The organism is Acrocarpospora sp. B8E8 (assembly GCF_039871605.1).
Taxonomy (GTDB): domain Bacteria; phylum Actinomycetota; class Actinomycetes; order Streptosporangiales; family Streptosporangiaceae; genus Acrocarpospora; species Acrocarpospora macrocephala.
The window spans coordinates 22,596-44,586 of sequence record NZ_JBDPLV010000056.1; the positions used below are offsets into that span (position 1 = coordinate 22,596).

Consider the following 21,991-nt stretch of genomic DNA (forward strand, 5'->3'; position numbering starts at 1 on the left):
ACAATGGCGGCCATGTACGCGATGAGGTGGTGGCAGCACTGGTTCGGCCGCCGTATCCGCTGTACGCGGTGCGGTGCACGGCTCGACCGGGGCGTGCCGATCCTGCGGCGCGTCTCCCCGTCGCGTATCGTCGTGCACGCCTTCAGCTGCCCGGCTGGTGCGACACTGGGCGGGTGAGCACCCTGGACGAGATCGCGCGACGCCTTGAAGCGGTCGAAGGAATCGACTGGTCAGAGACGGCCGAGGAGCACGCGGCGGAGTACTACGGCGACTGGCTCAAGGTCGGGCCCGCCTGGGTGCTGACCGACCTCACGCCATCCAGTCCGGTAGACGTTGCGGACGCAGCTGAAGGCCGCGCGGTCGCCGAGTTCCTCCAGCACGCCGTCGCCGACATGCGAGCCCTACTCGACGCAGCGCGGGCTACGTCCTCAGGCTCCGCCGAATCTGGGCGCGAATGATCTCCCGCATCGTCCCGTCCTCGGTGGCGAGAGGCTCCTCCAAGTACTTGGCTCGTCTCGGCTCGTCGTGCTGAAAGTCCAGCTCTTCATGCTGTCGGACGGCGGATGGTAGGGGGTGCCGTAAGTTACGGCACCCCTCAAACCTCCTTCGTCCACGGACGCGACTCCCGATCGGGACAGCGTCCCTTCTTCCAGTGGCACGATTTCCCGCGACACCTGCAGCAGATGCTCGACTGCGAGCTTCAGCCCCCGCGCCGCGCCCTTCCGCTCGGCCGCCTTCACCTTCGGGCCGTTCCATTTCACCGTGGCTCGCTTAGTCACTGAAGGAGCACCTCCAGATGCGAGGGCAGGGGCAGCCCGCCGCCGTCGTGGCGCTTGGCCTCAAGGACCGTGGACGCGCGCCCCGCGTACGTCACCCGCGAGCCGACCGGAAAGTCCGCGACGTGGTCGAGCTGCGTGTAGAAGGTGCTGTTGGAGACGACCTCAGCGCCGTTCTTGTCGCGGATCTTCCGCCGCTTCTCCTCCATGAACCCGGACCGCGTGACAGCCGGGCCGAAGGTGTCGCCGAACGCCCCCGCGCCCGCGAACGGCTCCACGCTCACCTCATGCACCAGCAGAAACTCCGGCAGGCCCGCCATTAGTACGGCATCCCCGGGCCGAAGCCGGTCAGGCCCGCCTGCTGCAGGATCATCAACGCCTGCGGGGCGAGCTCCTCCGCGACCGAGCCCTTATCGGAGCCGCCACTGGAACCGCTGCCCCGACTGAGCGAGGCCGAGCCGAGCTTGACGCTGCCGTAGTGGTCGGTCACCCCGGTGCCGTCCTCGCCGATCGGCGACCACGCCGCCACCTGCTCCACCGTGGCCCGCATCATCGCGTCCGCCACGGCCGCGTCGGTCGGCAGGCCGTCGTCGTCGGTGTCGTAGATCGCACACAGCAGCTTCTCCTCCACCAGCCGGGAGGCGCGCTCCAGCAGGACCGGCGCGTTCAACGGCGGAGCCTTCTGCAGCTTGTTCGCCAGGTCCGTGGTCGTCGCATAGGAGCGGCCCAGCGTGGTGGCCAGCGCCGGGCCGACCGGCACCTGCTGATGCTCGACCCCCGCGCCCGTGCCCGTGACCGACCACGACAGCACGTAGAGCCCCGCCACCGGATAGGTGACGGCGGCCGACGCGGTGCGGGTGCCGTCGCTGCCGCTGATCGACACCGACGGCGTACTGGTGGTTCCGTCCGGGGCACGCACGGTCAGGACAGCTGCCGTGGTGCCGTCGCCGGGGTCGATCGTCAGCGAGGCGATCTGGGGGTCTCCAGCGTCCGGCATGCGTCACCTCCTATGGACTGGTGGTGGCGACCAGCACAGCCGCGCCGACCGCGCTGGCCACCAGTTCGGGGCCAGCTGACGTCGCCGTCAGGGACGGGGCGACAGTGGCCGGGGTGAGGACGCCCGGCGCCACTGGGGTCGCGCCGCCGGTGGAGAGGATCGGCACCGCGGTGTCGACCTCGATCGCTGTGCCGAGCGGGCGCCGCTTGGCCCGGCCGAAGGTTCCCGCGCTGTCGAGTTCGGCGGCGGCGGCCAGTGCCCGGGCCTTACCCCGTGGCAGGACCACAGCTGTGCCCGTCTCGGCGGCCAGCGTGAGCGGCCGGGTCTTGATCCGGGCCAGTAGCACCGCAGCATCGAGCTCGATGCTCGGCGCGAGCATCCGCGTCTTGGCTCGTGTGACGGCCTGGGCGGTGTCGCTCTCGACGGCCGCCTCGACCGCGATGACGGGACCGGCCGGGCCGAGGGAGACGGCCTGGTCGGTCTCGGCCGCAGCGCTGATTTGCTTGGTCTTCGCGTGGCTGAGCGCCTGGGCGGCCTCGGTCGCGCCGGCTGCCGGGAGGCCGAGGTTCTTGGCGACGCCCAGCGCGTGCGCGGTGTCGTTCTCCGCGGCGGCGGCCACCGCGGTGGTCTTGGCGCGGGCGAGGGTGATCGCCGCATCCGTCTCCCCTGCGGCGGCGACCGCGAGGGTCTTGGCGCGACCGAAGGGCTGTGCGGTGCCGGTTTCGGCTGCGGGGCTGAGCGCGACGGTCTTCGTCCGGCCGAGCGGTTGGGCCGTGCCGACCTCGGCGGCCGTGACCAGAGTGGTTGTCTTGGTTCGGCCGAGCGCGAGGGCCGTGCCGGTCTCCTGCGCTGCCGTCACCGCGCGGGCCTTCGCTGCTCCCAGCGTCTGCGGGGTGCCGGTCTCCACGGCCGGGGTCAGGGCGAGGGTCTTGTGGCGGCCGAGGCTGGCGGCGGTCTCGACCTCAATGGCGGGGCTTAATGCCAGCGTCGTGTCGCCGCCGACGGTGACCTCTATGGCCTCGTCGGTTTCGATGGCCGTCCCGAGTTGGCTGGTTTTGGTCCGGCCGAGTTCCTGCGCAGTCTCGCTGCTGCTGGCCAGGGTGAGGTTCGCGGTCTTGGCGCGGCCGAGCGGCTGCGCCGTACCGGTCTCGCTGGCTGCGGTCAGGGCGCGCGTCTTGGCCGTGCCGAGGGCGGCGGCGGTCTCGAGCTCAGCCGCCGGCGGGGTGGTCTTGGTCTTCAGCCTGCCGAGCGCGAGGGCGGTGTCGGACTCCAGGGCGGGGTCGAGGTCGACGATGGTTTCGCCGCCGCCGACGTTGGGCGTGTAATCGACGGACACCCACAGGGCTGTGACCTGGATGCGCTGGGCGTTCGCGACGGTCAGCTTGACCCCGGCCTGCGCACTGTCCAGCGTCGCCTGTGTCCACGCGGCCCCGTCGGGGTCGGCGTAGGTAACCAGGGAGTAGTTTCGCGGCTCGACGGGCGAGTTGGTCGCGAACGCGGTCGAGTTCGAGACGATCGCGGAACCCTGGGCAATCGTCCCGGCGGAGGTCTTCTCGATCTGCGTGCGGACCGCCGCCGTGGGGTCGGCCGTGTTGTTCCTCAAGCGCAACCCGACCGCGACCACGCTAACCGTGTCCGACGCCCCGATGCCGGAGTCGGCCAACGCGTACATGTCGGTGGCGTCGGGCGTGCCGGTCTGCACCAGGTCGGTGGTGTCGTTCGGGGGAGACTCGTCGACGAGCTGGTAATTGTTCGCCGACCCTGCCGCGTTGGAGGTGTTGGACCAGCCGTGGCTGTCCCCGTCCCCGTTCGGGATCAGGTGGAGGATGCCGCCAGGCCCGGGCCACGAGTTTTGTGCCGAGCCGGAGGCGTCGTTGATCGCCCAGTCGTCGAAAAACAGGTCGGCTGTGGCGTTGGTGGTGATGACGCCCAGGGTGATCCGCGCCCAATCGCCCTGGCTGCTGTTCGCCCCGGAGGCAAAACTGACGCCGTCGAGACGGCCTTCCAGAGTCCCCGATCCTGTCGCGTCGGTGCCGAGCTCCACCATGTACCAGGTGTTGGTGGCCAGAATGTCGGAGTCGGATCCGATCTGGTTGCCGTTGGCCGTCATGAGCTGCAGACGCCCGGCGGTGGTGAGCCGGATCGAACCGGTGGAGCTGTTGGCGGTATCCAGGAACCGGCAGATGTACGTCGTCGCAGATGGCAGGCTCGCGACGAACAGATAGACCCGCTGGAAGCCTGCGACCGCCTGGTTGCTGCTGAAGACGTGATACCGGACGGAACTGGTGGTGTTGGTTGTGGCGATCCGTAGCGCCCGCGACCCCGTTCGCACCGTCGTCGTGGAGAGCGCCGTGGTGCCCAGCGTGGCGGTGATCTCGACGTTGGCGGACAGGGTGCCGAGTTCGAAACCGCACTGCCATAGCCGGGCCATCAGTCACCCCCAGGCCGGTGGGCGTCTCAGGGAGCGCAGGCGACGTTGGCGAAGCCGAGCAGCGCGCCGGTGACGGTGTTGCCGCAGTACACGACGTTGCCGGTCGTGGCAGGGTCGTGGACGTAGAAGCCTCTGCCCGGTCCCTGCACGTCCGCCACGTTGTCGGTGAAGGTGTTGTTCAGGCCCCAGTTACCGAGCCCGTTCTTGGTCAGGTTGCGGTGGTGGGTCTGGAAGCCGTCGAGCAGGCTGTCGTGCCCCTCGTTGCCGATGATCAGCCAGCCGTTGCCCTTCACGTCCACCCAGCTGTCCGCGCCCTCTTCGGTCTGGCCCGACCCGTCGAAGGAGTTGCCCGACACGATCCCGTCCGAGGTGCCTTCCTTGATGTCGATGGCTTCGGCGGTGACGTCGTAGATGGTGTTGCCTGTGACGGTGTTGCGGTCCGACGCGTCAGGCTGGCCACCAGTGAGCACGCCCCAGTTCGCGTCGGAGCTGCCGATGTAGACGCCCTCGCCGAACTTCTCCCTGCGGTTACCCGTGTCGAACACCACGTTGCCGGTGACCAGGCTGTCGGTGGTGAAGGTGCGCAGGTGGATTCCCTCGTCGCCCACGCCGTGTACGGCCAGGCCCTCGACCGTGACGTGCGCGGACCCGTCCACGATCACGCCCTTTTGGGCGTTCGTGACCGTGAAGCCGTACAGATGCCACCAATCCGCGCCGACCAGATGCAGGCCGTAGCCGCTGGTGATCCCGTCGTCGGCCAGAACCGCGCCGGGGCCGCCGCATAGCCAGATCGGCTCCGCCTCCGTGCCGGGCGTGGAAGCCGTCCAGCCGTTGGCGTAGATGCCGTCCGCGACGTGGATCACGTCACCCGGCACCGCGACGGCCAGCGCCGCCCCGAGCTCGGCGGGCGTGTCCACGGTGACGGTCGCCTCAGGGCACGGGCTGTCCGCGTGCGCCGGAAGCGGGACGGCGACGGCGGCGAGGACCAGGCCGATGGCGACCAGGACGCGGGGAAGGTTCGGCATTGTCGCCTTTCAGGCTGCTCAGGCTGCGCTGGTGGCGCGGAAGAAGTCCGTGATGGTCGCCGTAAGGTCAGACCCATCCGGGATGGCGGAGAAGTCATGCTTGGTCAGCGGGCGGATGTTCGTGTCCGTGCCGCCGGTGGTGTCGTTGTCGTAGCAGAACAGCAGCGCGGCGATCTCGTTGCCCGACGCGGCCACCCAGGTCTGGTCGGCGATGTCGACCTCGACCCTGTTGTCGGTGTCGTTCACCGTGACCGTGACCGACGTGACGGTTTTGCGGCCCATGGTGCTTTGCTCGTTGTTCGCCGCCGCCAGCAGCGCACCCAGGTCGTCGTAGTCGCGCAGCGTGTTGTCGGCTTCGATGCCGCTCGCCTCGATGGGCACGATGATGAGGGCGTCGTTGGTGCCGGGCAGGGTCATGTCGTAGGCGACCCGGCCGAGCGACTGATTGAAGACGATGTTCCCCATCGGTCACTCACCGTCCCGGGTGACATGCCAGGAGGTCGGCGCCGACTGCCCGTCCTCGTTCTCCAGACCGGCCAGTCGCCACGTGATGGGGCCGCCCTCGGTCTGCAGGGTGAAGGTGACCTCGCCCTCGCCCGCGGCGATGCGTTCGGCGATCCACCCGGCCGAGAAGTAGTGGTCGTTCGGGATGTCGCCGTCGATGCGCAGCACGCCGTCGCGGGTGCGCCGTAGTCTCAGCTGGGCCATCGGCCTCGCCCTTTCTTGAGGTTGTTCGCGGGCGGGCGCGCACCCTCACGCCCACGCCCGCCCGCGAGTACGTGGGTCAGAAGACCGCGACCATCACGCCGGTCGGGGTGGTCCCCGCGTAGTTGACGTGCACCGTCCCGTCCGCCTGCCGGTGCTCCGGCCCGAAGCCCTTGATCAGCCGGTACTCCCCGGCCGGGATCGTCACCGTCGAATCGGCGACGGCCAGCGCGCCGGAGCCGACGGTGACCGGAGTAGGGAACGTGAGCGTGAGCGCGGCGTCGTCCCCGTTGAGGCAGTAGAAGATCACTCCCTCGCGCCACGCGAAGGAGTTGCCGTCCGTCAGTTCCGCCGCGACGTCGACGTCGCCCGGGTCGATGCCCGCGAGGGTGAGCGCGGTAGGGGCGATCAGAGTGCGGGCCATTAGGTGGCCACCACGTACGGAACGCCAGCGATCGCGGTCAGCGCGCCGAGAGTGGACGGCGCGGTGTCCGTCAGCGACGACCCGTTGGAGGTGCCGGACAGGACCAGTTCGCCCGACCCGGTGACCATCAACGCCGACAGGTTGGCATGGTGCAGGGTCACGCCCGCGAGAGTCGGGACCGCGGTCGCCTTCACCATGATTCCCACCCGATGCCAGCCGGTCGTGGCGATCGTGACCGGAGCGGTCAGCGCCAGCGTCTTGACGGTGTTGGCAACCCAGGCGTCGTCTTCCTGGTCTGCGGTCTGCCTCAGCAGCGCGCCGCTCGGGTTGTACAGCGCGTACCAGTAGTTGGTCGGCGTGTTCGCCGCCGTGGTGGCGCTCATCGTGGTCAGGCTGGTGACCACGTCACCGGCCCGGAGAAAAAGCGGCACCGAGGTCATGACCTGCGTGGTCAACGCCGCGGCGTTGCTCATCGCCTGGATCCGGCGCATGTTGGCCCGGTAGAGGCCGTCGGAGAAGTCGACGCCGGGGAAGTCCTGCGCGTCCATGTCGAACGCGTAGGACAGGTCGTCGCGGAGGATGCCGGTATACCGGCCGTGAACGGTCACTGGTCGTCTCCTTCAGATGCGAACCGCTCGGCGAGCTGGTCCCGGGTGGACTTCTCGGCCTCCTCGGCGGGCACGCCACGCGCGACCGCGTACTTGACCCAGGCGGTCTTTGCGGCCGACTTCGCAGGCCTGCCGTCCCCGCTGTCCTGCGGCTCCTGGTCCGCCGCCGGGCCGTCCAGGGCCTCGACGGTGTAGCCCTTGCGGCGGCAGTAGTTGAGCCCTGCGGAGTGGGTGCCGCCGTCGACGCATTCGGCGACGCCCTTGTAGAAGCCGATGCCGCCGACCTCGCCGGTGTACTTCCGGTCGGGCGCGGTGATCTTGTAGAAGGCCATGTCAGGCCACCTTTGCGCCGCGAAACACGCCGCAGCCCTTGGTGTTGCGGACGACCAGGGCGCCGGGCCCCATCTCGACCTCGCCGGACTTGACCGCGCCGGAGGTGGAGAAGTCGGGCAGCCAGGTCCGCACCAGCGGCTTGCCGGCCATGGTGGCGCCGTGCAGGGTATCCAGCCCGAAGGTGACGGCGTACAGGTCGGTAAGGTTGGTGATGGTGCCGCCTCCGCCTCCGCCGTCCGGGTCGCGGGACTCGATCGGGATGATCGGGGCGCTGCCGTCGGACTTGTCGCCGATGTTGACCAGCACCCAGTCGCCGTAGCGCTCGATGAGCCGCCCGAGCTCGTCCTTCTCGGAGGTGTACATCGACGCCCAGCGGGCCAGCGCACGGAACCGGGCGATGCTGCGGGTGTTGCCCAGGATCGCCTTCTCGCCGGGCGGCAGCGCGCCGGGCTCGCCCTGGTCACCGCCGCCCACGGTGGACGGGACGATCGAAGCCAGCCACTCGTCGATCTCGTCCAGGCGGGAGTTCGCGAGAGCCTGGGTGTTGACGGTCGCCGCGCTCCAGTCGGCGTACATGGCCGAGCCGCCCGGAATGTACTCGGTGCTGCTTCCCGTGAGCAGCTTGTCCAAGCCGTCGAAACCGTTGGCATTGACGGCGGTGTCGCCGTTGATGATCTCCTCCTGGGCGCGGGCCCGCGTGCTGGTGAGGAGCTGCTGCATCTGGAACATGACCTCGTTGGTCTGCGCCGGGCCCAGGTCCGAGAGGACCCGGTCGACGGTGAACGAACCGCCCCACGGCTTGAGGTTGACCGACCGCTGCTCGCGGACGGCGGAACCGGCCGTGTACTCCTGGTTGAGTGCGCGGAATTCGGCGGTGCGGGGCTCGGTGAGCAGCGTGAAGCCGTAGGAGAGAGCGGCGCCGCCCGTGCCGGGGGTTGCGGTGTCGTCCCAGACGATCCGGTCCAGGACGTAGGAGTAGCGGCGGAAGTTGTCGATCACGGCGTGGTCGATTTGGGACCGGGCGTTGATCTGCGCCTGGGCCAGCGTGATGGGCACGGGTGTCCTCCTCGTGCGGGTCAGGTGTTGTAGTGGGCTTTGATCGCGCCTGCGAGGCCCACGGGCTTGCGGGGGCCGGTGCCGGCTGCGCCGTTCATGCCGTCGCTGCCGGACTTTTTGGCCGGGGGCGTGGGCTGGGTGGCGGCGAGCTTGGGGTTGTCCTTGACGGCCGTCTTGATCGCCTCGGCGACGGCGGCGGTGAAGTCCTTCTCAGCCGGGTCCAGTTCGGCGACGGCGTTGAGGAAGCCGCGAGAGTCGAGCAGCGCGTCGGCGTCGCCGCCGTTCTTGCCGGCGGCCTTGTAGACGGCCAGTTCGACGCGGGCTGAGCGTAGGTCGGCTTGGGTTTTGCCGAGATCTCCGGTCAGCAGTTCGATCTGCTTGGCCGGGTCGACCTGCTCGCCCTTCTTGAGGCCGAGGGCCTGGGCGATGGCGTCGAAGGTGTCCTGGTTCTTCTTGGTCGCCGCGTCGAGTGCCTTCTTGTTCTCCTTGGCTCGGTCCTCGTTCTGCTTGGACAGTGCCCGCCATTTGGCCAGTTCGTCGTCGCCGTCCTTCGCCTTGCCCGTTTCGGGCTTGCCGTCGGTGGCCGTGCCGCCCTGGTCGGCGGGGCCAGTGCCGGTGTCCGTGGTGGTGCTGGTGTCGGCGCCGCCGGTTCCCGTTTCGGTTTCCGTGCCGCCGGTTTCGCCTCCACCGTCGCCTTCTCCGGATCCGCCCATGACGGGCCAGATCACGCGGCCGGACGGCAGTACGCCGATGGCCTGGAGGCGGGTGTACGGGTGGATGGGCAGGTCGATGTGCATGTGCGTCTCCCGTTTCGGGATCAGAGGTCGCCCGTTTCGGGCAAGGGGTCCGCCGCGTTGCGCGGCGAAGATCAAAGGGGCATGCGTCAGGGCATGCGAAAGGCCCGGTCCGCATGGGGGTTGCGGGCCGGGCCTTTGCGAGACCGCGCGACGGCGGGCTCCGGGCATGAAAAAGGCCCGCTCAAGGCGGGCCTTCAGGGGTGCGGAAGCTAGGGTTCGATCCAGTTCTCGACCGGCTGCTCCGGCACAACCAGGATCTCCACCGGCTGCTGCTCGGCGTCACGCCACCGGTCCCGGATGGACGTGGGCTCGCCGGTGAGCTCTGGCTCGGGAGCGTTCGTGCTCATGGGGCGATCACCTCCACGTCTATGTGACGCCTACCTTCCGCATCGTAACCGCGGTCCGCTACCACGCGATAGTGAATCCCGCGACCGTTCAGCAACTCGGCCTCCTCTTCGATGCTGAACGGCACCCGGTCGGGACCGACCATGTCGGACAGGCGGATGGCTTTGGAGCCTTTCGGTGCCAGGATCCGCATGATCAGGCCGGGGCTCTCGGCGAAGTTCTCCGCCACACGGACGTCGGCCGAGCTGGATCCGTAGGCTTTTTCGACCCATTCGAGGCCGGAGACGTCGACGTCGTTCCAGCCCGCCCCGAACACCACGTACGGGTTTTGGATGCCGCGGTACACCAGGGCGTCCCGGGTGGTCTGCGAGCTGTCCATGGCGCGGTCGATGGCGTCGACTTGTGGGTGGTCGGGGTCGTCGGCGCGCAACCACGCGTTGATGTTCTGGTAGCCGCTGTTGCGGTACCAGTCGAGCGCTTTCTCGCTCTCCCTGATGTGGTCGTCGGCCCATGGGGGTGCGGGTTCGAGTTTGTACGGGTGGCGGAGGGCGAGCCGCCTCGGGATGACGTTGAGGGCGTCGTCGCCTGTGGCTGCCGTCTTGATGGCCTTGTCGTAGGCACGCTGTCGTTTCGCCGCCGCCTTGACGCTTGTGAGGCGCTTGAGGAGGTCGGTGCGGCGGGCGATGAGGGTGTCGGCGACGCTGTCGGGCAGGCCGGACTCGCGCACGATTCGGCGGATTTCGCCAGGGGGCACCTGCTCGACCCGCTTGAGCGCCGTTTCCTGTTCGGCCGGGGTGAGGCCGCCGAACAGCTGCGCGGCCTGCTCGGCTTGTTCACGGTCGCGGAGGGTGAGCCACTCGTTGACCGTGTTGCCGAACTTGTCGCCCTTCGGCTCGCCCTGCGCCCGGAAGAGAAGCGAGCCGCCGGTGTCGATCCGAACCACGCTGCCGTCGTCCGCGAGCAGCATGTTGTCGAACGTCAACCCGGCGACGTCCCAGTTGGCCAGCCACGCATCGAGCCCGAAGCCCTCGCGGGCGGGTGCGCGGAGCTCGTCCGGAGAGGCTTCCCGGCCTTCGATGACACGGCTGGCGGCCTGCGGCCCGTCGGGCAGGCCAGGCGCGCCGCGGCCCGCGTGGATCTCGGGGGCGAGGATGCCGGCGGCGGTGTACAGGCGCGCGGCAGCGATCTCGTTCGCGGCGTGAAGCTCGGACTTCTGGGTCTTGACGTACCAGCGGGTGCCGTCGGGCGCCTCGTACAGGCCGCCCGGGTTGGAGCCGCCCTGGGGCCCGATCTGGCGGAGGCTGCTGAAGTCGCCGTTCGGCACGGTGGCCGCGGCGCGCGCGGCGGCTTCGGCTGTGAGCCGGTCCTGCTCGGCGCGGCGTGCTTCCTCTTCGGCTCGGGCGCGTTCTTCCTCGGCTCGGCGTTCCGCCTCTTGGCGTTCGGCTTCCAGCCGCTCCAGTTCGGCCTGGGCTTCGGCGTCGCGGCGCGCCTGTTCGGCGGCCTGCTCCTTTAGCAGTCGCTGCCGTTCACGCTCGGCCTCTTCGGCTTCCCGGTCCGCCTGCTGCCGCTCGGCCTCCAGTCGGACGCGCTCCGCCTCGGCAGCTTCGGCTTCGACCCGGAGCCGCTCTTCCTCGGCGGCCCGCTCCGCGGCTTCGCGTTCGGCCAGGACGCGGGCGGCTTCCTCGGATTCCAGGCGGGCCTTCTCCGCCTCGGCCAGGACGCGCTGGCGCTCGGCAGCCTGCTCGGCCTTCTGTCGCTCTGCTTCCAGAGCGGCGGCCTGAGTCCGCGCCTGCTCCTCAAGCCGCCGCCGCTCTGCCCGCTCCGCCGCCAACTGCTCGCGCCGGGCGCGCGCCCGATCGACATCCAAGTCCAGGACCTGCTGCACCGGCCCGGGAGTGATGTCGGCGACCGGCGCGACCTGGGAGTCGCTCGGCACGCGCGGGATGCTTCCGGCGCCGATGGCCTCGCGGTGGCTCTGCCGCTTGAGTTTCGGGTTGGCCTTGAGGTGGTCGCGCATGATGCTCTGCCACTGCTTGACCTTGACCTTGGCCGCGGCCTTCGCCTCCGGGGTGAGGGCCGCGAGCTCGCGTTCCTTGTACTGGCGGATCTTGCGTTCGATCGCCCGCTGCCGCTGGCGGGCCCGGTCGCCCTCGGGGTCGGCGGTCTTCGTTGGCGCCTTGGTGACGCCCGGCAGGTAAATGGACAGGGAGTGGCGGTAATCGGCAGTTGGGGTGGAAAAGCCCCAACTGCCTTGCCTCCTCTACTGTCGCGGCAACGTGGACCGTCACCATCTCGTCATCGCGAGTCGCATGCTCGACTTCGATGTCCCCAGTCGGCCCGCCGATCGACAACACAGCGCCCTCGACCGGGCGGCACAAAGCGCATTCGCCCAGGTGGTCGGAGACGATGACGAGGTCGTGGTCGATAGCGGCCAGCCGGTCCTGCTGAGCCTGTACGGCCGCCCGTGCGGACGCGGTACGCGCGACCATCTCCACGTAGGACGAAAGCTGCCACCGGCGCCCGGCCGTATCGGTGAACGACACGATCCCCTGGTCAACCAGGCGCTGCCACATCGCCTGCGACGCCTGACGCCGCGTGGAGGTCCCGGCGAGGATCCGGGCGGCGCCGGCGGCCTGGACTTCCCGGTACGCGTCTTGCGCGGAGCGGAGGATGTTGGCCTCGACCCGACCGAGGTCGGCGTACACCGCCCCGGCGACCCGCTCAATCGCGGCCGCGTTCGGGATCGCCTTCACGGCCTTGGCGACGAGCGCCTTGTTGCCGTGCAGGTCGGCCAGCGCGGAGGTCCAGCCCGCGTTGTACGCCTCGGACACCATCGCGCGGGCAGCTGGCCCTTTCTTGCCGGCCAGGCGCTTGATCAGGGTCTGGACGGCCTTGCCGAGCTGCTGGATTCCGCCGAGTTTGGCGGCCTGCTTCTCGGTGGGCAGGTCGCGACCGAGGCGGTAGGCGATCGTCTTGATGAGCGCGGCTTCGAGGTCGCGGTAGAGGTCGGCGAGCGATCCGGCGATGGCGTCGAGGAGGTCCGGGTCGGCGGGCATGCCAACCTCCCCGGCGAACTATTTCCTTCGGGTGAAAGGTTGCCCGGCCGCGTCCCTGCCGTTGCCGAGCTGCGCCTGGTCCACGCTGTGCCAATTCAAGCGGGCATGACTGGCTACCAGGGAGGTGGGGGCGCGGGATTCCTACTCTTCGGGCGGGCCGTCGTCCGGCGGCTCCTCATCGCCAGCGGGAGGCTCTAGGGCGGGCGGGCCGGGCTGGATCGCGAACGGGTCGCCCACTAGGGGCGGCTCTTCGTTCTCCTCCTTGATCGCCTCGACTTCCTTGTCGATGGCGACGTCGTCCCATTCGGGGTGCACGAGCCGTACCCGTTCGCGGGTGGAGGCGGCCTGCGCGCGGAACAGCAGTTCGGCGGTCTCGGCGAGGCTCTTGGTGTCCTCGGACACGGTGTCCCCGAAGGTGATCTTCGGCCGTTGCGGGGCGATCTCGGCGCCGAAGATGGCCGCGGCCAGGTGGAGGTGGGCTTCGACGCGGTCGGCCAGTTCCGGCAACCAGTAGTTGATCTTCTTGTCGCGGGTGATGAACGACCGGCGTTCCTTGGCTTTCGCCTCCGTAGCGGTCATCGCCACTTCGCCGGTCAGGCCGAACGACTGGGCCGAGTACCCGGAGGAGCGGACGATCTGGACCACCAGGTCCTGACTGGTCGCCAGGTGCTGCTCGACGCGGATGTCGAACTGGAACTTCTGGATGTCCAGGCCTTCCTTCGGCAGGCCCTGGAATGACTGGTAGACCTCGCGGTCCTGGAACAGTGCGCCCTGGCCAGGGCCGAGGTTTTGCAGGTAGCTGTCCGGGACCACCAGGCGGCCCTTGCCGATCCGTACGTCCCGCATGAGGCTGCTGTAGGTCTCGTCGAGGGAGTCCATGAGGCCTTCGGATCCGGCGTAGTCGCTGCGGCCGAGGTTGGCGGCGGCGGGCAGATTGCGCCAGAGCCGGTTCGGTCTCACGTTGGGGACGTAGCCGCAGGTGAGCATGTCGATGCCCGTCTCGACCCGGTTGCCGTCGATGACGACGTCGGCGAGCGCGGCCGTCTCGGCGTACTCGGTCAGCGGGATGAGGTGGCCGAGCTTGTCGGCGGTGCCTTCGTAGACGCCGTGGAAGATGGCGCCTTTCTCGTGCCGTTCCAGGTGGCGGACCACGATGTGATCGTCTTCGTGCAGGACCCGCCAGAAGGTCGCGGCCTGGAGTTTCCCCCACCGCCATTCGGGGACGGCGGCGTCGGCGTGGACGACGTCGATCCATGGCCGGTCCCGGATGTCGGCGTCCCAGCAGTTGCGCAGGTAGACGCCGCCGAGCGCCGAGCAGAGTTCGGCCCCTTCGAGGAGGGTGGCCTGCAGGCCTTCGTCCACGAATTCGTCGAGGGCGGCCTGGGTGGCTGGGTCGTCAACGGTGAAGGTGGGCGGCTCGGAGAACAGCAGGTCGGCCGAAATGGATGCGATGTCGCCTGCGAGCGGCACGTGCACCTTGGTGCGGCGTTCGCCGACGGGAACGGGCTGTCCCCACCACCAGCGCGCGAGTGCGCCTTGTGCGCCGCCGCGGTACTGGGAGGGCCGGTTGAGGCGGGCTCGGGAGACGGAGTCGAATGCGCCGTCGGTCTCGCCGCCGTAGTAGACGGCGAGGTGGTGCGGATCGCCTCCGTACCAAGTCGCCCATTCGGTGATTTTGTCGAGGACCGGGGTGAGGTTGGGGGGTGGCCAGGGGGTTCCGCCGTCGGGGAGGGGCACGCGACCTCCTGTCTGGGGTGGTCGCGGGCCGCGGGGTCAGTACTCGCGGTGAAAGCCCAGGCGGAGCTCGTGCGGCTCGTCTTGGTAGGCGTGCTGGGTGTCGGCGATGGTGAGGCTGCCCGCGATCCCGGTCTCAGCTGGCTGGGGTGCGGGGTCCTGGTCGAACTGGGCCAGTTCGGCGCGCACGTCTCGGACGAGGGCGGCCACCTCGCGGATGAGGTGGCAGCGGAGGCGGCTGATCACTCGCGTGGTTCCGGAACGTAGGACTCGGCCGGGGCCAGGTCGTCAGGGTTGATGGCGACCAGCTTGCACAGGACGAGCCGTTCCCACTCGCGGGCGTGCGCGCCGTCGGCGAACCGGGCGCGCGCCTCATCCGGGTCGGTGGCGACGGGGTCGGGTCCGTGGACGGTGTGCTCGGGCTGATCGCCTTCCCGGGTGGTCCGGATGATCTCGTAGCCGATGGCCTGGTCGGGCGGCGTCCAGCCGAGCGTGATGAGCGCGGCGCGGGTCTTGTCGGGCACCTCGATGTGGAATTCGCCGTCGATTTCGACTTCGCGGATGACGAGGTCGAGGCTGAGCTGCGGCTTCTCGTGCACGCTGGCGGTGAGGTTGATCCCCCGTACGCCGGTGAGTCGCTGGCCGTCGATCACGACATCGGACCGGCTGCCGGGTGTGATGACGAGGTGGGCTTTCTTGGCGGCCATTCAGTTCTCCGGGTTTTCCAGTTCGTCGGCGGCGCGTCTGAGCAGGTCGGCGAGGCGGCCGGGTAGTTCGTCGTTGTCGACGTCCGCGTGCAGTCCGTGCCTGGTGGTCTCGAAGGTGATGGGCACGTCGAGGGTGCCGAGGTCGAGGGTGGCGGATCCGCCGATGTGGAGGGTGACGGGGAGTGGGGCCGAACCGGCGGGCATTGGGGAGGTAGCCATTACGCCTCCGGGATCTGGACGAGTTCGAGGTGGACGTCCAGGTGTTTCGCGTACCTGCCCTCGGGGTTCGGGAGCGTGGCGACCGACTGGCGGCGGATCTGGAAGTGGTCGCCGTCGATCTCGAACACCGCCCCCATGTCCAGCCGGAGCGGCGCGGGGTCGGAGGTGTCTGAGCCGGGGGCGGTGGCCTGCTGGGCGAACCGCAGTTCCTCAGCGATCGCGGCCGGATCGGCGTTGCCCCTGACCTGAACGGGCCCGGCCTCGGCGGTGGGCGTGCGGAGTGCCTGCGCGAGCCGTACCCAGCCGTCCGCGACCGCCACCAGCGCGGTCGCCGTCTCTGGGTATACCGCCGCCTGGTCTTCGGCCTTGGTCAGTACCTCGGCGGCCCGGTCCGCTGCCTGTTCGGGGGTCATCAGGCGCGCATCCTGGGATCGGCTACGACGATCACTGCGGGCTGGTCGGGTCTCTTCGGCTGAACGTTGACGGTGATCTTGGGCTCCGGCTTCTGCTCAGGCACGCTGATCACCCCGTCCCGGATGAGCGTGTGCGCGACCGCGATCATCAGGCGCTTGTTCCCCCAGGGCACGTCATCCCAGGGGACGGCGGTGGCCTCCCGCGTTTTGTAACCATGGTCCGGAGCGAGCCGCTCATAGGCCTGGTGAAAGGCGCGGGCGACCTTCTCGGCGGCGGTGTAGGCCAGCTGGTCGGGGTCGCCCGGGGGTATCTCGCTGACCGGCTGGGGCTCCGCCTCCCTGCTGCAGACCGCGCATATGCGAGGACCGCCGCATCGGGCTACCGCATTCGGCCGGGGCTGGCTGGTGTCGATCATCCCGTAGGCGTGGCCGTGGCTTGTGTAGGGCATCAGGCGGTCGTCCCGTCCTGCCACACGATGTCGCCATCGGGGCTCGCCGCGAGCCAGTCGTCAGCCAGCACGTCGCTCACGGTCGGAGCCCAGGGCACGAACGAGCCGTCGGCCGTCCGCAGCACCAGGTACGGCCGGAACGCGCACACCGTGCCCTCGGGGATGCCCGTCGCGTTCGCCGTGTTGGCGTTGATCGCGACGCCGTCCGGGTAGCCATGCTGGAGGACGACGTACTGGCCGGAGGCGTTCCAGCCGTCGCGGGTGATCTTCATGCCCTGCTTGAGGTCGATCAGGGCGGCGCTGAAATCCATCACGTGCGTCTCCAGGGGGGGTGAGGGTGTCAGGCGGCCACGAGAAGCTGCGGCTCGCACAGCTGGTATTGCCAGGTCGCCCGCGTCGTGTGGGCTGCGTACCGGATCGCGTCGCAGTTGTGCACGAGAACTCCACCGGCGAAATACTCCGGGCAGTCAGCCACCGTCAGATTCCAAACGGCCTGACGCCCGGGCATGGCGGTGACTCGTAGAACACGAACGTCCGCAGTAGCGGACGCGTGTGTACTTGTTGACGCGGAAGGCGCGCCCGCAGAACTCACAGGTGCGGTCCTCGTCGTCAACGCCGGAAGCGCGCCGCCAGGCCGACTTGCACGCATTCGAGCAGAACCGCTCATTCCGGCTCTGGTTGGTTGTCTCGAAATCGTCTCCGCATTGCTCGCAGACGCAAGAACGCCGCGCGCCAGGGCCGAAACCGCGCTTCGCGGCCAGTTCCCTGTGCCAGGCCCGGCCTTCCGTGGATCTGTGCCACTCGGCGGCCAAGGGGCGGATGCGCGCCAGGTGTTCTTGATGCTCGGGAGATCTGGCGCGCTCGCGTCCTCGCTCGCGATGCGCTTCCTTGTGTTCGGCGATGGTGAGGCAAGCGAGGTTGGCCAGGTCATTGTTGAGAGGGTTGAAATCGACGTGGTGAATCTCACACCCATCAGGAATGGGTCCACGCTCGCGCTTCCAGATCTCTTCATGTAGCCGTCTGACGCCCTGCTGCCTATCGGCAACCCCGGGAACGAAATAGCTGCTTTCGGCCCAGTTCGGCGAGTCTGGATAGCGGCGGAATTTGATGCCATTGAAGACGATGAGGTCAACGCGGATTCCCATGTAGAAAGTTTATCCGCATATCGCAAAGCGTCCAAACGGGTCCAGCCTTTATCCTCCACCCACACCGGGTGATTCCCGGTGCCCGTGAGAATGCCGCCGTCCGACATTTCCACCCGATAAACCGTCGCCGCGGGATCGGTCATCCCGGCATCAATTACGGGCTTCCAGCCGGACCGGGTCAGCACCCGGTCACCCGGTCGCACAGACTCGATCGGGCGCACCCCTCCGGCCGTCACGACCGGGGTCCCGGCGACAAGGCACCCATGGTCGTCGACCTTGATCGGAGCGTCGTGACCTTCCGCGGTCTTCTTGTCGTCCCAGCTGTAGCCCGGGAATTCCTCGATCAGGTCCTTGCAGCTGCTGTGGACCTTCAGCCGCTGTGTGGCCAGCAGGGACGCCACGGTCATGATGCCGGGCAGTACTTCGTTGTCGCCGAGATGCGCGCTGATCCCGTCCTCGTGCAGTTGCGTCCTGAACGGCGCGGCGGCAGGGTCGACGACGGTGAACATCGGGCGGACGCCCTTCGCGTCCGAGCCCGGGATCGGAACCGTGTCGAGCCAGGCCCGCAGGCGGCGCGAGTACTCGACGTCCGTCAACCGGCGGTGCGCGAGCTTGGAGTCGTAGCGCCAGTCCCGCACGATGTACAACCGGCGATCGACGCCCAAACCGAGCAAACCGGCATGAAGCGGATTTGTTGTTCCATGGTCTATGCCGAGCGCGATCCAGCTCGTGATCTGCGGAACGATGTCGACAACATGGACGTCCTCGTCCCACATGTCGTAGACCGCACCCTCGGCTGCGACCCATTCGCCCTTGATGAACCGCTTGTACCAGAGGCCGACATACTCGTTCTTCAGCGAGGCGACGTAGGCGGGGTCCAAGGCGTGGTTGTCGTCGATCGAGAAATGCCAGGTGCGCAGGTCCAGGACGCCCTTGCGCAGCAGGAACCGCTTCCGCAGCCAATGCGCCGGCGAGTCCGGGTTGGTCGTGGCGAACAACTTCGCGCCCGGCACACTCAGCCGCGACAGGAGCATGTCCCAGAAGCCCTCGGGGATCAGCGTCGCCTCATCCACGTACGCGCCCGCGAACGTTCCGCCGCGCAGGCGGCCCTCGGCCGTCTTGTCGTTGGCGGTGATGATCTCGATGCTGCGGCCCAGGATCTTCGCCGTCGGCGCGCCTCGCGTGTAGACGACCAGCTTGGCTGCGGGGCCGGTGATGGCGGGATCCATGAGCGGGCCGAAGACGTTGCGCCACACGGTGTCGAAGGTCTTGCCGATCACGACCAGCTGGCCGCCGCGCGGGGCTGTGGCGACGAAGACGAGCCAGCGCAGCAGGCTGGCGATCGTCTTCCCCGACCTCACAGATCCAGCCCAGATGTTCAGGCGGGCGGTGGAGTGGGCTATCGACTCTTCCTGCTTCTCCGAGAGGCGCAGGTCGATGCCCTGCACGCTCAGTCGCCCGTCCCGTGCTTCTCCTGCAGGCTCCCGAACAGGCTCCCGAGGAGAGATCCGACCTTGGCTGCGTCGTCGCCGGTGTCGTAGTCGGTGAGCCGCAGGCTCTTCTCGACCGCGATGGCCATGCTGCGGAGGATTTTCTCCTGGGCTGCGAAGTCGGGCCGCTCCATGTTGTGCTCGGCGTAGGTGTTGTCTCGGCCGCCGAAGTTGAAGGCGACGCATGGTTCCCACAGTTGGGCGCGGATTTTGAGTGCGTCGTCGATGAGGTGGCTGGATAGGAGGGCGCGTTTGGCGGCGGCGTCGAGGGCGTGGGCTTCGGTGGCGGCTTTGGTTTGGGAGCGGTCGAAGGTGACGCCCATTTTGGTGGAGGCGCGGCTGATGACGGATGGCGCGCGGCCGAGTTCTTTCGCGATGGCGTTGCAGGAGAGGCCTTGTTTGGCGAGTTCGCGGATGCGGTCGCGGTCGTCGTCGGAGAGGGGGCGGGGGGCGGCCATGTTCACCCCCGGAACCAAACGTGGACGCGAGCTTGGGGGGCGCATCAGGCTTGCGGCATGGGTTCAACCGAGCGCGCGGAGATCCGCAGGTTTGTCTATGGATGGGTCTCGGCCTATGAGGCACTGATGGCGGACCTTTCCGAGCCCGTTCACCAGCTGCTCCTGACATGCACGCGTCGCGAACTGCAAACAATGCTCCAGGTGGGCCGCTACATCAAACGCCGCTATCCCGGACGTTTTGGCTCTTCCTCGTCCATTGACGAGGGCGTTGCCGATGCCGTCGCCATCCTGTCGCGGGATCTTGTTGGAACTACGTCTGACGTTGCCCACGCGCTCGGCATCTCTGATCGCGCAGTCCGGAAGGCCCGGGTAGAAGGCAGGATCTCCGCCTTGCGGTGCCAGCACGGCTATCTCTACACAACGGCTGCCGTCGAACGGTTCCAGGCCAACCGCAACCGGTCAGCACACTGTGCCCGCTACGGCCAGCCTCGTCGACCCGTCGCATCTATGCCAGGCATGCCGGTCTTGAACCAAGAAGCAAGTCAGGTCCTAACTGCACTTTCGCAGCGTTTCAACTTCTTACTTTCCCAGCTCGACATCATGCCTTTGGACTTTTACCTCCAAGTGGCCGACATGTGCGACAGAGCTGGAGAACACGCCTTTTTTAACCACGAGGTCGACCCGTTGATCCGACCGCTGACCCACTGATAGCGAGGAGATTTTTCTCATGTCTACATGGACCGACCGCAAAGCCATCGGTGACGCCCACGAAGAGCGCGTCGCCCGCGAACTCGAATCACGCGGCTGGACCGTCGCGCCGTGGGGGCAAGGAATCATGCCCGCCCCGATCCAGACCGCGATCACCCGCAGCCGGACCCGCTTCAAGCACTTCCCCGACCTCATCGCCGCAAGAGAGGGCGACATCCTGACCATCGACGCGAAGGACCGCATGTCCAGTGCCGAGACCGGCCGCTACGCGATCTCCCGCGACTGCATCAGCTTCGGGCTCCAGTTCGTCGCCGCGTTCGGCCTGCCCGTCTTCTACGTCTTCGGCAACCTCGGCGTGCTCACCCCGACCGAAGTCATGTCGTACGGCCGAGTCAACCCGCGCGGCGTGGGCGGAGGTGCCTACCACCTGGTCAACGGGCGGCTGGCCCACCAGTTCGACGACGTCTTCGGCGCACCCGCCATCCGCGACCAGGCCGCCTAGTTGAGGTAGAGGCCGCTCGCGGTCCTGTTCGGCTTCGGTCGCGCCTGCGCGGGAGGAGTGCTGGCGGCTGCAGCTTTCGCCGTCTTGATCGCGGCGATCGCCTTGAGCACGTGCGGCTTCAGCTGCTCTTCGCTGATGTCCGGCCGTTCGATGGTGATGAGCGGCGCGCCGACGGCCTCGTTGAGGGCGATGGATCGGCCGACGAGCATGAGTACCCAGACGGCGCGCGGCCCCTGCGGGGTCGGCTTCATCGTGGGGATGATCTCGTACGTGATCGGTTCGCTCAGGGCGTGAACGTTGACCAGGTTTTCGACGTGGGCGGCGATGTGGTCGCTGATGCGCATGAGGGGTGCGGCTTTCAGGAGCGGGCGAGGGCGAGGGTGTCGGCGTGTATGCGGGCGCGCTCGGCGGGGGTGGGCGGGATGGGGATGCCCTCGCGGATGAGCCATTCGATGAGCGTCAGGTCGCGAAGGTCGAAGTAGGCGCGGCCTTTGTCGTGTCCGGCCCGTTGGGCGTTGTAGCGCGTGGCCCAGGAGTAGATGGTGCCGGGTGCGCGGCCGAGGAGTTCCGCTGCGTCGGCGACGGAGATGGGCTGCGTGTCGGGGTCGGGGGGCATGTTCACCCCCTGGATACGACGATGCCTCCGCGAGCTTGGTAGCTCCGGAGGCATATGTGTCCGTGTGCCGCGATTCTTGCACGCAGGTGGCCGCTAGATCAACTGGTGTTGAGCGAAACTCGCGAGATTGTGAGTTCGGCTCGAATTCTGTCGCGCTCCTCAGGTGTGGGCGGGACCGGGATCTCGTTCACGATCAGCCACCGGATGACCGCCAGGTCCAGCATGTCGAAGTACAACTTCCTATCGACGATGCCGACCTTCCGGGCTTTGTACCGGGTGCCCCATACGCGGATTGTCGAGGGCGTCACATGCAGACGCTGGGCGGCGTCGAAGACGTTGATCGGACGAACGACCGCGCTCACCCCCACTGGATTGCCTTGTTCCGGGCGCGAACATCGGCGATGTGAGAGGTCAAGGGTTCCTCGATCCTGAACCACTCGCCGACGACCCACAGCGCCGCGAACTGCGCGTGCCGGGATCTTTCGAGGGTGAACCCGCCGGGTTCGATGGCCAGCAGCCTGTCGTGCGGAACGTCCAAGAGGCGCTGCGTGAGGTTGCGAGTAGTTCCGATCTTCACGCGGTCGCTGAACTGCACGTAGTACACGAGGTCGATCTTTGGATCGATGGGCCCATTGGCGAGTTTGCGCCGTACGGCCGCAGCGCGGGCGGCGGCATGGGCGGCGAGTTGGGCGACACGTTCGGGACCGTCGGGCACCTCGCCGAGGTCGGCCGCGACACGATTCGCGATGTAGGTGTCCACCTCGTCGGGGGCGATGAGGCCGAGGGTGTCTCGCCAGTCTCGGTTGTGGTCTCGGCAGAGCGGGATGGGACTGTCGGGCTGTGGGGTCTTCGCGCATCGCTGTGCCCCTACGGGGGCTACACAGGTGTTCGTCCGGTAGGCGGAGCTGTTGATCTTGATTCGGCTTCCGCATCCGCACCGGAATGCGCCGCGTCCTCGTAATGCGTCAAGGGCCATGTCTCGCCCGCATCCGCAGCG

General features: G+C 68.2%; 31 protein-coding genes. 5 read left to right on the forward strand and 26 right to left on the reverse strand.

The annotated features are described in order from the left end of the window. Nucleotides 1-12 precede the first annotated feature (12 nt). Both ABGB08_RS38895 and ABGB08_RS38900 read left to right on the forward strand, forming a co-directional pair. Nucleotides 13-177 (forward strand): hypothetical protein, encoded by a 165-nt coding sequence (locus tag ABGB08_RS38895; RefSeq protein ID WP_347601223.1) that lies wholly within the window; start codon nucleotides 13-15, stop codon nucleotides 175-177. After that, on the forward strand, nucleotides 174-458 hold the full coding sequence (locus ABGB08_RS38900) for a hypothetical protein (protein ID WP_347601225.1): 285 nt from the start codon (nucleotides 174-176) through the stop codon (nucleotides 456-458). The genes ABGB08_RS38895 and ABGB08_RS38900 overlap by 4 nt, the downstream gene beginning before the upstream one ends. A 317-nt stretch (nucleotides 459-775) precedes the next feature. On the opposite strand, the gene ABGB08_RS38905 is transcribed toward ABGB08_RS38900, so the two are convergent. The 13 genes from ABGB08_RS38905 to ABGB08_RS38965 all read right to left on the reverse strand — a co-directional run bounded on the left by ABGB08_RS38905 (nucleotide 776) and on the right by ABGB08_RS38965 (nucleotide 11,703). Beyond that, complete coding sequence (locus tag ABGB08_RS38905) at nucleotides 776-1,096, reverse strand: hypothetical protein (RefSeq protein ID WP_347601227.1); 321 nt, start codon at nucleotides 1,094-1,096, stop codon at nucleotides 776-778. Further along, on the reverse strand, nucleotides 1,096-1,773 hold the full coding sequence (locus ABGB08_RS38910; protein WP_347601229.1) for a hypothetical protein: 678 nt from the start codon (nucleotides 1,771-1,773) through the stop codon (nucleotides 1,096-1,098). The genes ABGB08_RS38905 and ABGB08_RS38910 overlap by 1 nt, the downstream gene beginning before the upstream one ends. A 10-nt stretch (nucleotides 1,774-1,783) precedes the next feature. After that, nucleotides 1,784-4,204, reverse strand: coding sequence for a hypothetical protein (locus tag ABGB08_RS38915; protein WP_347601231.1), 2,421 nt, complete (start codon nucleotides 4,202-4,204; stop codon nucleotides 1,784-1,786). Between the two features lie 26 nt (nucleotides 4,205-4,230). Then, entirely contained in the window at nucleotides 4,231-5,229 is a 999-nt protein-coding gene (locus tag ABGB08_RS38920) for a right-handed parallel beta-helix repeat-containing protein (protein ID WP_347601233.1), read from the reverse strand. Nucleotides 5,230-5,247: 18 nt separating this feature from the next. Then, nucleotides 5,248-5,694 carry a hypothetical protein gene (locus ABGB08_RS38925; RefSeq protein ID WP_347601235.1) on the reverse strand — a complete coding sequence of 149 codons (447 nt, stop codon included), beginning with the start codon at nucleotides 5,692-5,694 and terminating at the stop codon, nucleotides 5,248-5,250. A 3-nt stretch (nucleotides 5,695-5,697) separates the two neighbouring features. After that, on the reverse strand, nucleotides 5,698-5,937 hold the full coding sequence (locus ABGB08_RS38930; protein ID WP_347601237.1) for a hypothetical protein: 240 nt from the start codon (nucleotides 5,935-5,937) through the stop codon (nucleotides 5,698-5,700). Nucleotides 5,938-6,013: 76 nt separating this feature from the next. Continuing rightward, nucleotides 6,014-6,358: a hypothetical protein gene (locus ABGB08_RS38935; RefSeq protein WP_347601239.1), complete on the reverse strand. Its 345-nt coding sequence runs from the start codon at nucleotides 6,356-6,358 to the stop codon at nucleotides 6,014-6,016. Then, nucleotides 6,358-6,966 (reverse strand): hypothetical protein, encoded by a 609-nt coding sequence (locus ABGB08_RS38940; protein WP_347601241.1) that lies wholly within the window; start codon nucleotides 6,964-6,966, stop codon nucleotides 6,358-6,360. Before ABGB08_RS38940 ends, ABGB08_RS38935 begins: the two co-directional genes overlap by 1 nt. Then, nucleotides 6,963-7,298 (reverse strand): hypothetical protein, encoded by a 336-nt coding sequence (locus ABGB08_RS38945; protein ID WP_347601243.1) that lies wholly within the window; start codon nucleotides 7,296-7,298, stop codon nucleotides 6,963-6,965. Before ABGB08_RS38945 ends, ABGB08_RS38940 begins: the two co-directional genes overlap by 4 nt. Nucleotide 7,299: 1 nt before the next feature. Beyond that, complete coding sequence (locus ABGB08_RS38950) at nucleotides 7,300-8,355, reverse strand: major capsid protein (RefSeq protein ID WP_347601245.1); 1,056 nt, start codon at nucleotides 8,353-8,355, stop codon at nucleotides 7,300-7,302. A gap of 20 nt (nucleotides 8,356-8,375) precedes the next feature. Continuing rightward, nucleotides 8,376-9,152: a hypothetical protein gene (locus ABGB08_RS38955; RefSeq protein ID WP_347601247.1), complete on the reverse strand. Its 777-nt coding sequence runs from the start codon at nucleotides 9,150-9,152 to the stop codon at nucleotides 8,376-8,378. 209 nt (nucleotides 9,153-9,361) lie between these two features. Beyond that, a complete protein-coding gene (locus ABGB08_RS38960; RefSeq protein ID WP_347601249.1) occupies nucleotides 9,362-9,499 on the reverse strand; it encodes a hypothetical protein in 138 nt (45 codons plus the stop codon). Continuing rightward, complete coding sequence (locus tag ABGB08_RS38965; protein ID WP_347601408.1) at nucleotides 9,496-11,703, reverse strand: phage minor capsid protein; 2,208 nt, start codon at nucleotides 11,701-11,703, stop codon at nucleotides 9,496-9,498. Before ABGB08_RS38965 ends, ABGB08_RS38960 begins: the two co-directional genes overlap by 4 nt. Before the next feature lie 103 nt (nucleotides 11,704-11,806). On the opposite strand from ABGB08_RS38965, the gene ABGB08_RS38970 reads away from it, so the two are divergent. Then, entirely contained in the window at nucleotides 11,807-12,751 is a 945-nt protein-coding gene (locus ABGB08_RS38970) for a hypothetical protein (RefSeq protein ID WP_347601251.1), read from the forward strand. On the opposite strand, the gene ABGB08_RS38975 is transcribed toward ABGB08_RS38970, so the two are convergent. Genes ABGB08_RS38975 through ABGB08_RS39015 form a run of 9 tightly spaced genes read right to left on the reverse strand, consistent with a single transcriptional unit; the run spans nucleotide 12,695 to nucleotide 19,168 of the window. Next, a complete protein-coding gene (locus ABGB08_RS38975) occupies nucleotides 12,695-14,290 on the reverse strand; it encodes a phage portal protein (protein WP_347601253.1) in 1,596 nt (531 codons plus the stop codon). The two genes, ABGB08_RS38970 and ABGB08_RS38975, sit on opposite strands and share 57 nt — an antisense overlap. A gap of 36 nt (nucleotides 14,291-14,326) precedes the next feature. Continuing rightward, complete coding sequence (locus ABGB08_RS38980) at nucleotides 14,327-14,533, reverse strand: hypothetical protein (protein ID WP_347601255.1); 207 nt, start codon at nucleotides 14,531-14,533, stop codon at nucleotides 14,327-14,329. Next, complete coding sequence (locus ABGB08_RS38985) at nucleotides 14,530-14,994, reverse strand: hypothetical protein (RefSeq protein ID WP_347601257.1); 465 nt, start codon at nucleotides 14,992-14,994, stop codon at nucleotides 14,530-14,532. Before ABGB08_RS38985 ends, ABGB08_RS38980 begins: the two co-directional genes overlap by 4 nt. After that, nucleotides 14,995-15,213, reverse strand: a complete 219-nt coding sequence (locus ABGB08_RS38990; RefSeq protein ID WP_347601259.1) for a hypothetical protein — start codon at nucleotides 15,211-15,213, stop codon at nucleotides 14,995-14,997. It lies immediately after the preceding gene. Then, the gene (locus ABGB08_RS38995; protein ID WP_347601261.1) at nucleotides 15,213-15,626 is read right to left on the reverse strand and encodes a hypothetical protein; all 414 of its coding nucleotides are present in this window, start codon (nucleotides 15,624-15,626) and stop codon (nucleotides 15,213-15,215) included. Before ABGB08_RS38995 ends, ABGB08_RS38990 begins: the two co-directional genes overlap by 1 nt. Beyond that, a complete protein-coding gene (locus ABGB08_RS39000) occupies nucleotides 15,626-16,075 on the reverse strand; it encodes a hypothetical protein (protein WP_347601263.1) in 450 nt (149 codons plus the stop codon). The genes ABGB08_RS38995 and ABGB08_RS39000 overlap by 1 nt, the downstream gene beginning before the upstream one ends. Beyond that, nucleotides 16,075-16,386 (reverse strand): DUF2829 domain-containing protein, encoded by a 312-nt coding sequence (locus ABGB08_RS39005; protein ID WP_347601410.1) that lies wholly within the window; start codon nucleotides 16,384-16,386, stop codon nucleotides 16,075-16,077. The genes ABGB08_RS39000 and ABGB08_RS39005 overlap by 1 nt, the downstream gene beginning before the upstream one ends. A gap of 29 nt (nucleotides 16,387-16,415) precedes the next feature. Further along, nucleotides 16,416-18,668, reverse strand: a complete 2,253-nt coding sequence (locus ABGB08_RS39010) for a terminase family protein (protein WP_347601265.1) — start codon at nucleotides 18,666-18,668, stop codon at nucleotides 16,416-16,418. A gap of 2 nt (nucleotides 18,669-18,670) precedes the next feature. Continuing rightward, the gene (locus ABGB08_RS39015) at nucleotides 18,671-19,168 is read right to left on the reverse strand and encodes a helix-turn-helix domain-containing protein (RefSeq protein WP_347601267.1); all 498 of its coding nucleotides are present in this window, start codon (nucleotides 19,166-19,168) and stop codon (nucleotides 18,671-18,673) included. 57 nt (nucleotides 19,169-19,225) lie between these two features. On the opposite strand from ABGB08_RS39015, the gene ABGB08_RS39020 reads away from it, so the two are divergent. Next, nucleotides 19,226-19,876, forward strand: a complete 651-nt coding sequence (locus ABGB08_RS39020; RefSeq protein ID WP_347601269.1) for a helix-turn-helix domain-containing protein — start codon at nucleotides 19,226-19,228, stop codon at nucleotides 19,874-19,876. 19 nt (nucleotides 19,877-19,895) lie between these two features. Next, on the forward strand, nucleotides 19,896-20,378 hold the full coding sequence (locus tag ABGB08_RS39025; protein WP_347601271.1) for a hypothetical protein: 483 nt from the start codon (nucleotides 19,896-19,898) through the stop codon (nucleotides 20,376-20,378). Here the strand turns inward: ABGB08_RS39025 and ABGB08_RS39030 are convergent. The 4 genes from ABGB08_RS39030 to ABGB08_RS39045 all read right to left on the reverse strand — a co-directional run bounded on the left by ABGB08_RS39030 (nucleotide 20,375) and on the right by ABGB08_RS39045 (nucleotide 21,754). Further along, nucleotides 20,375-20,722: a hypothetical protein gene (locus ABGB08_RS39030; RefSeq protein ID WP_347601273.1), complete on the reverse strand. Its 348-nt coding sequence runs from the start codon at nucleotides 20,720-20,722 to the stop codon at nucleotides 20,375-20,377. The genes ABGB08_RS39025 and ABGB08_RS39030 overlap by 4 nt on opposite strands. Nucleotides 20,723-20,736: 14 nt before the next feature. After that, nucleotides 20,737-20,994, reverse strand: coding sequence for a hypothetical protein (locus ABGB08_RS39035; protein WP_347601275.1), 258 nt, complete (start codon nucleotides 20,992-20,994; stop codon nucleotides 20,737-20,739). 98 nt (nucleotides 20,995-21,092) lie between these two features. Continuing rightward, nucleotides 21,093-21,356: a hypothetical protein gene (locus tag ABGB08_RS39040; protein WP_347601277.1), complete on the reverse strand. Its 264-nt coding sequence runs from the start codon at nucleotides 21,354-21,356 to the stop codon at nucleotides 21,093-21,095. After that, on the reverse strand, nucleotides 21,353-21,754 hold the full coding sequence (locus ABGB08_RS39045; RefSeq protein ID WP_347601279.1) for a GIY-YIG nuclease family protein: 402 nt from the start codon (nucleotides 21,752-21,754) through the stop codon (nucleotides 21,353-21,355). Before ABGB08_RS39045 ends, ABGB08_RS39040 begins: the two co-directional genes overlap by 4 nt. Nucleotides 21,755-21,991: the final 237 nt, after the last annotated feature.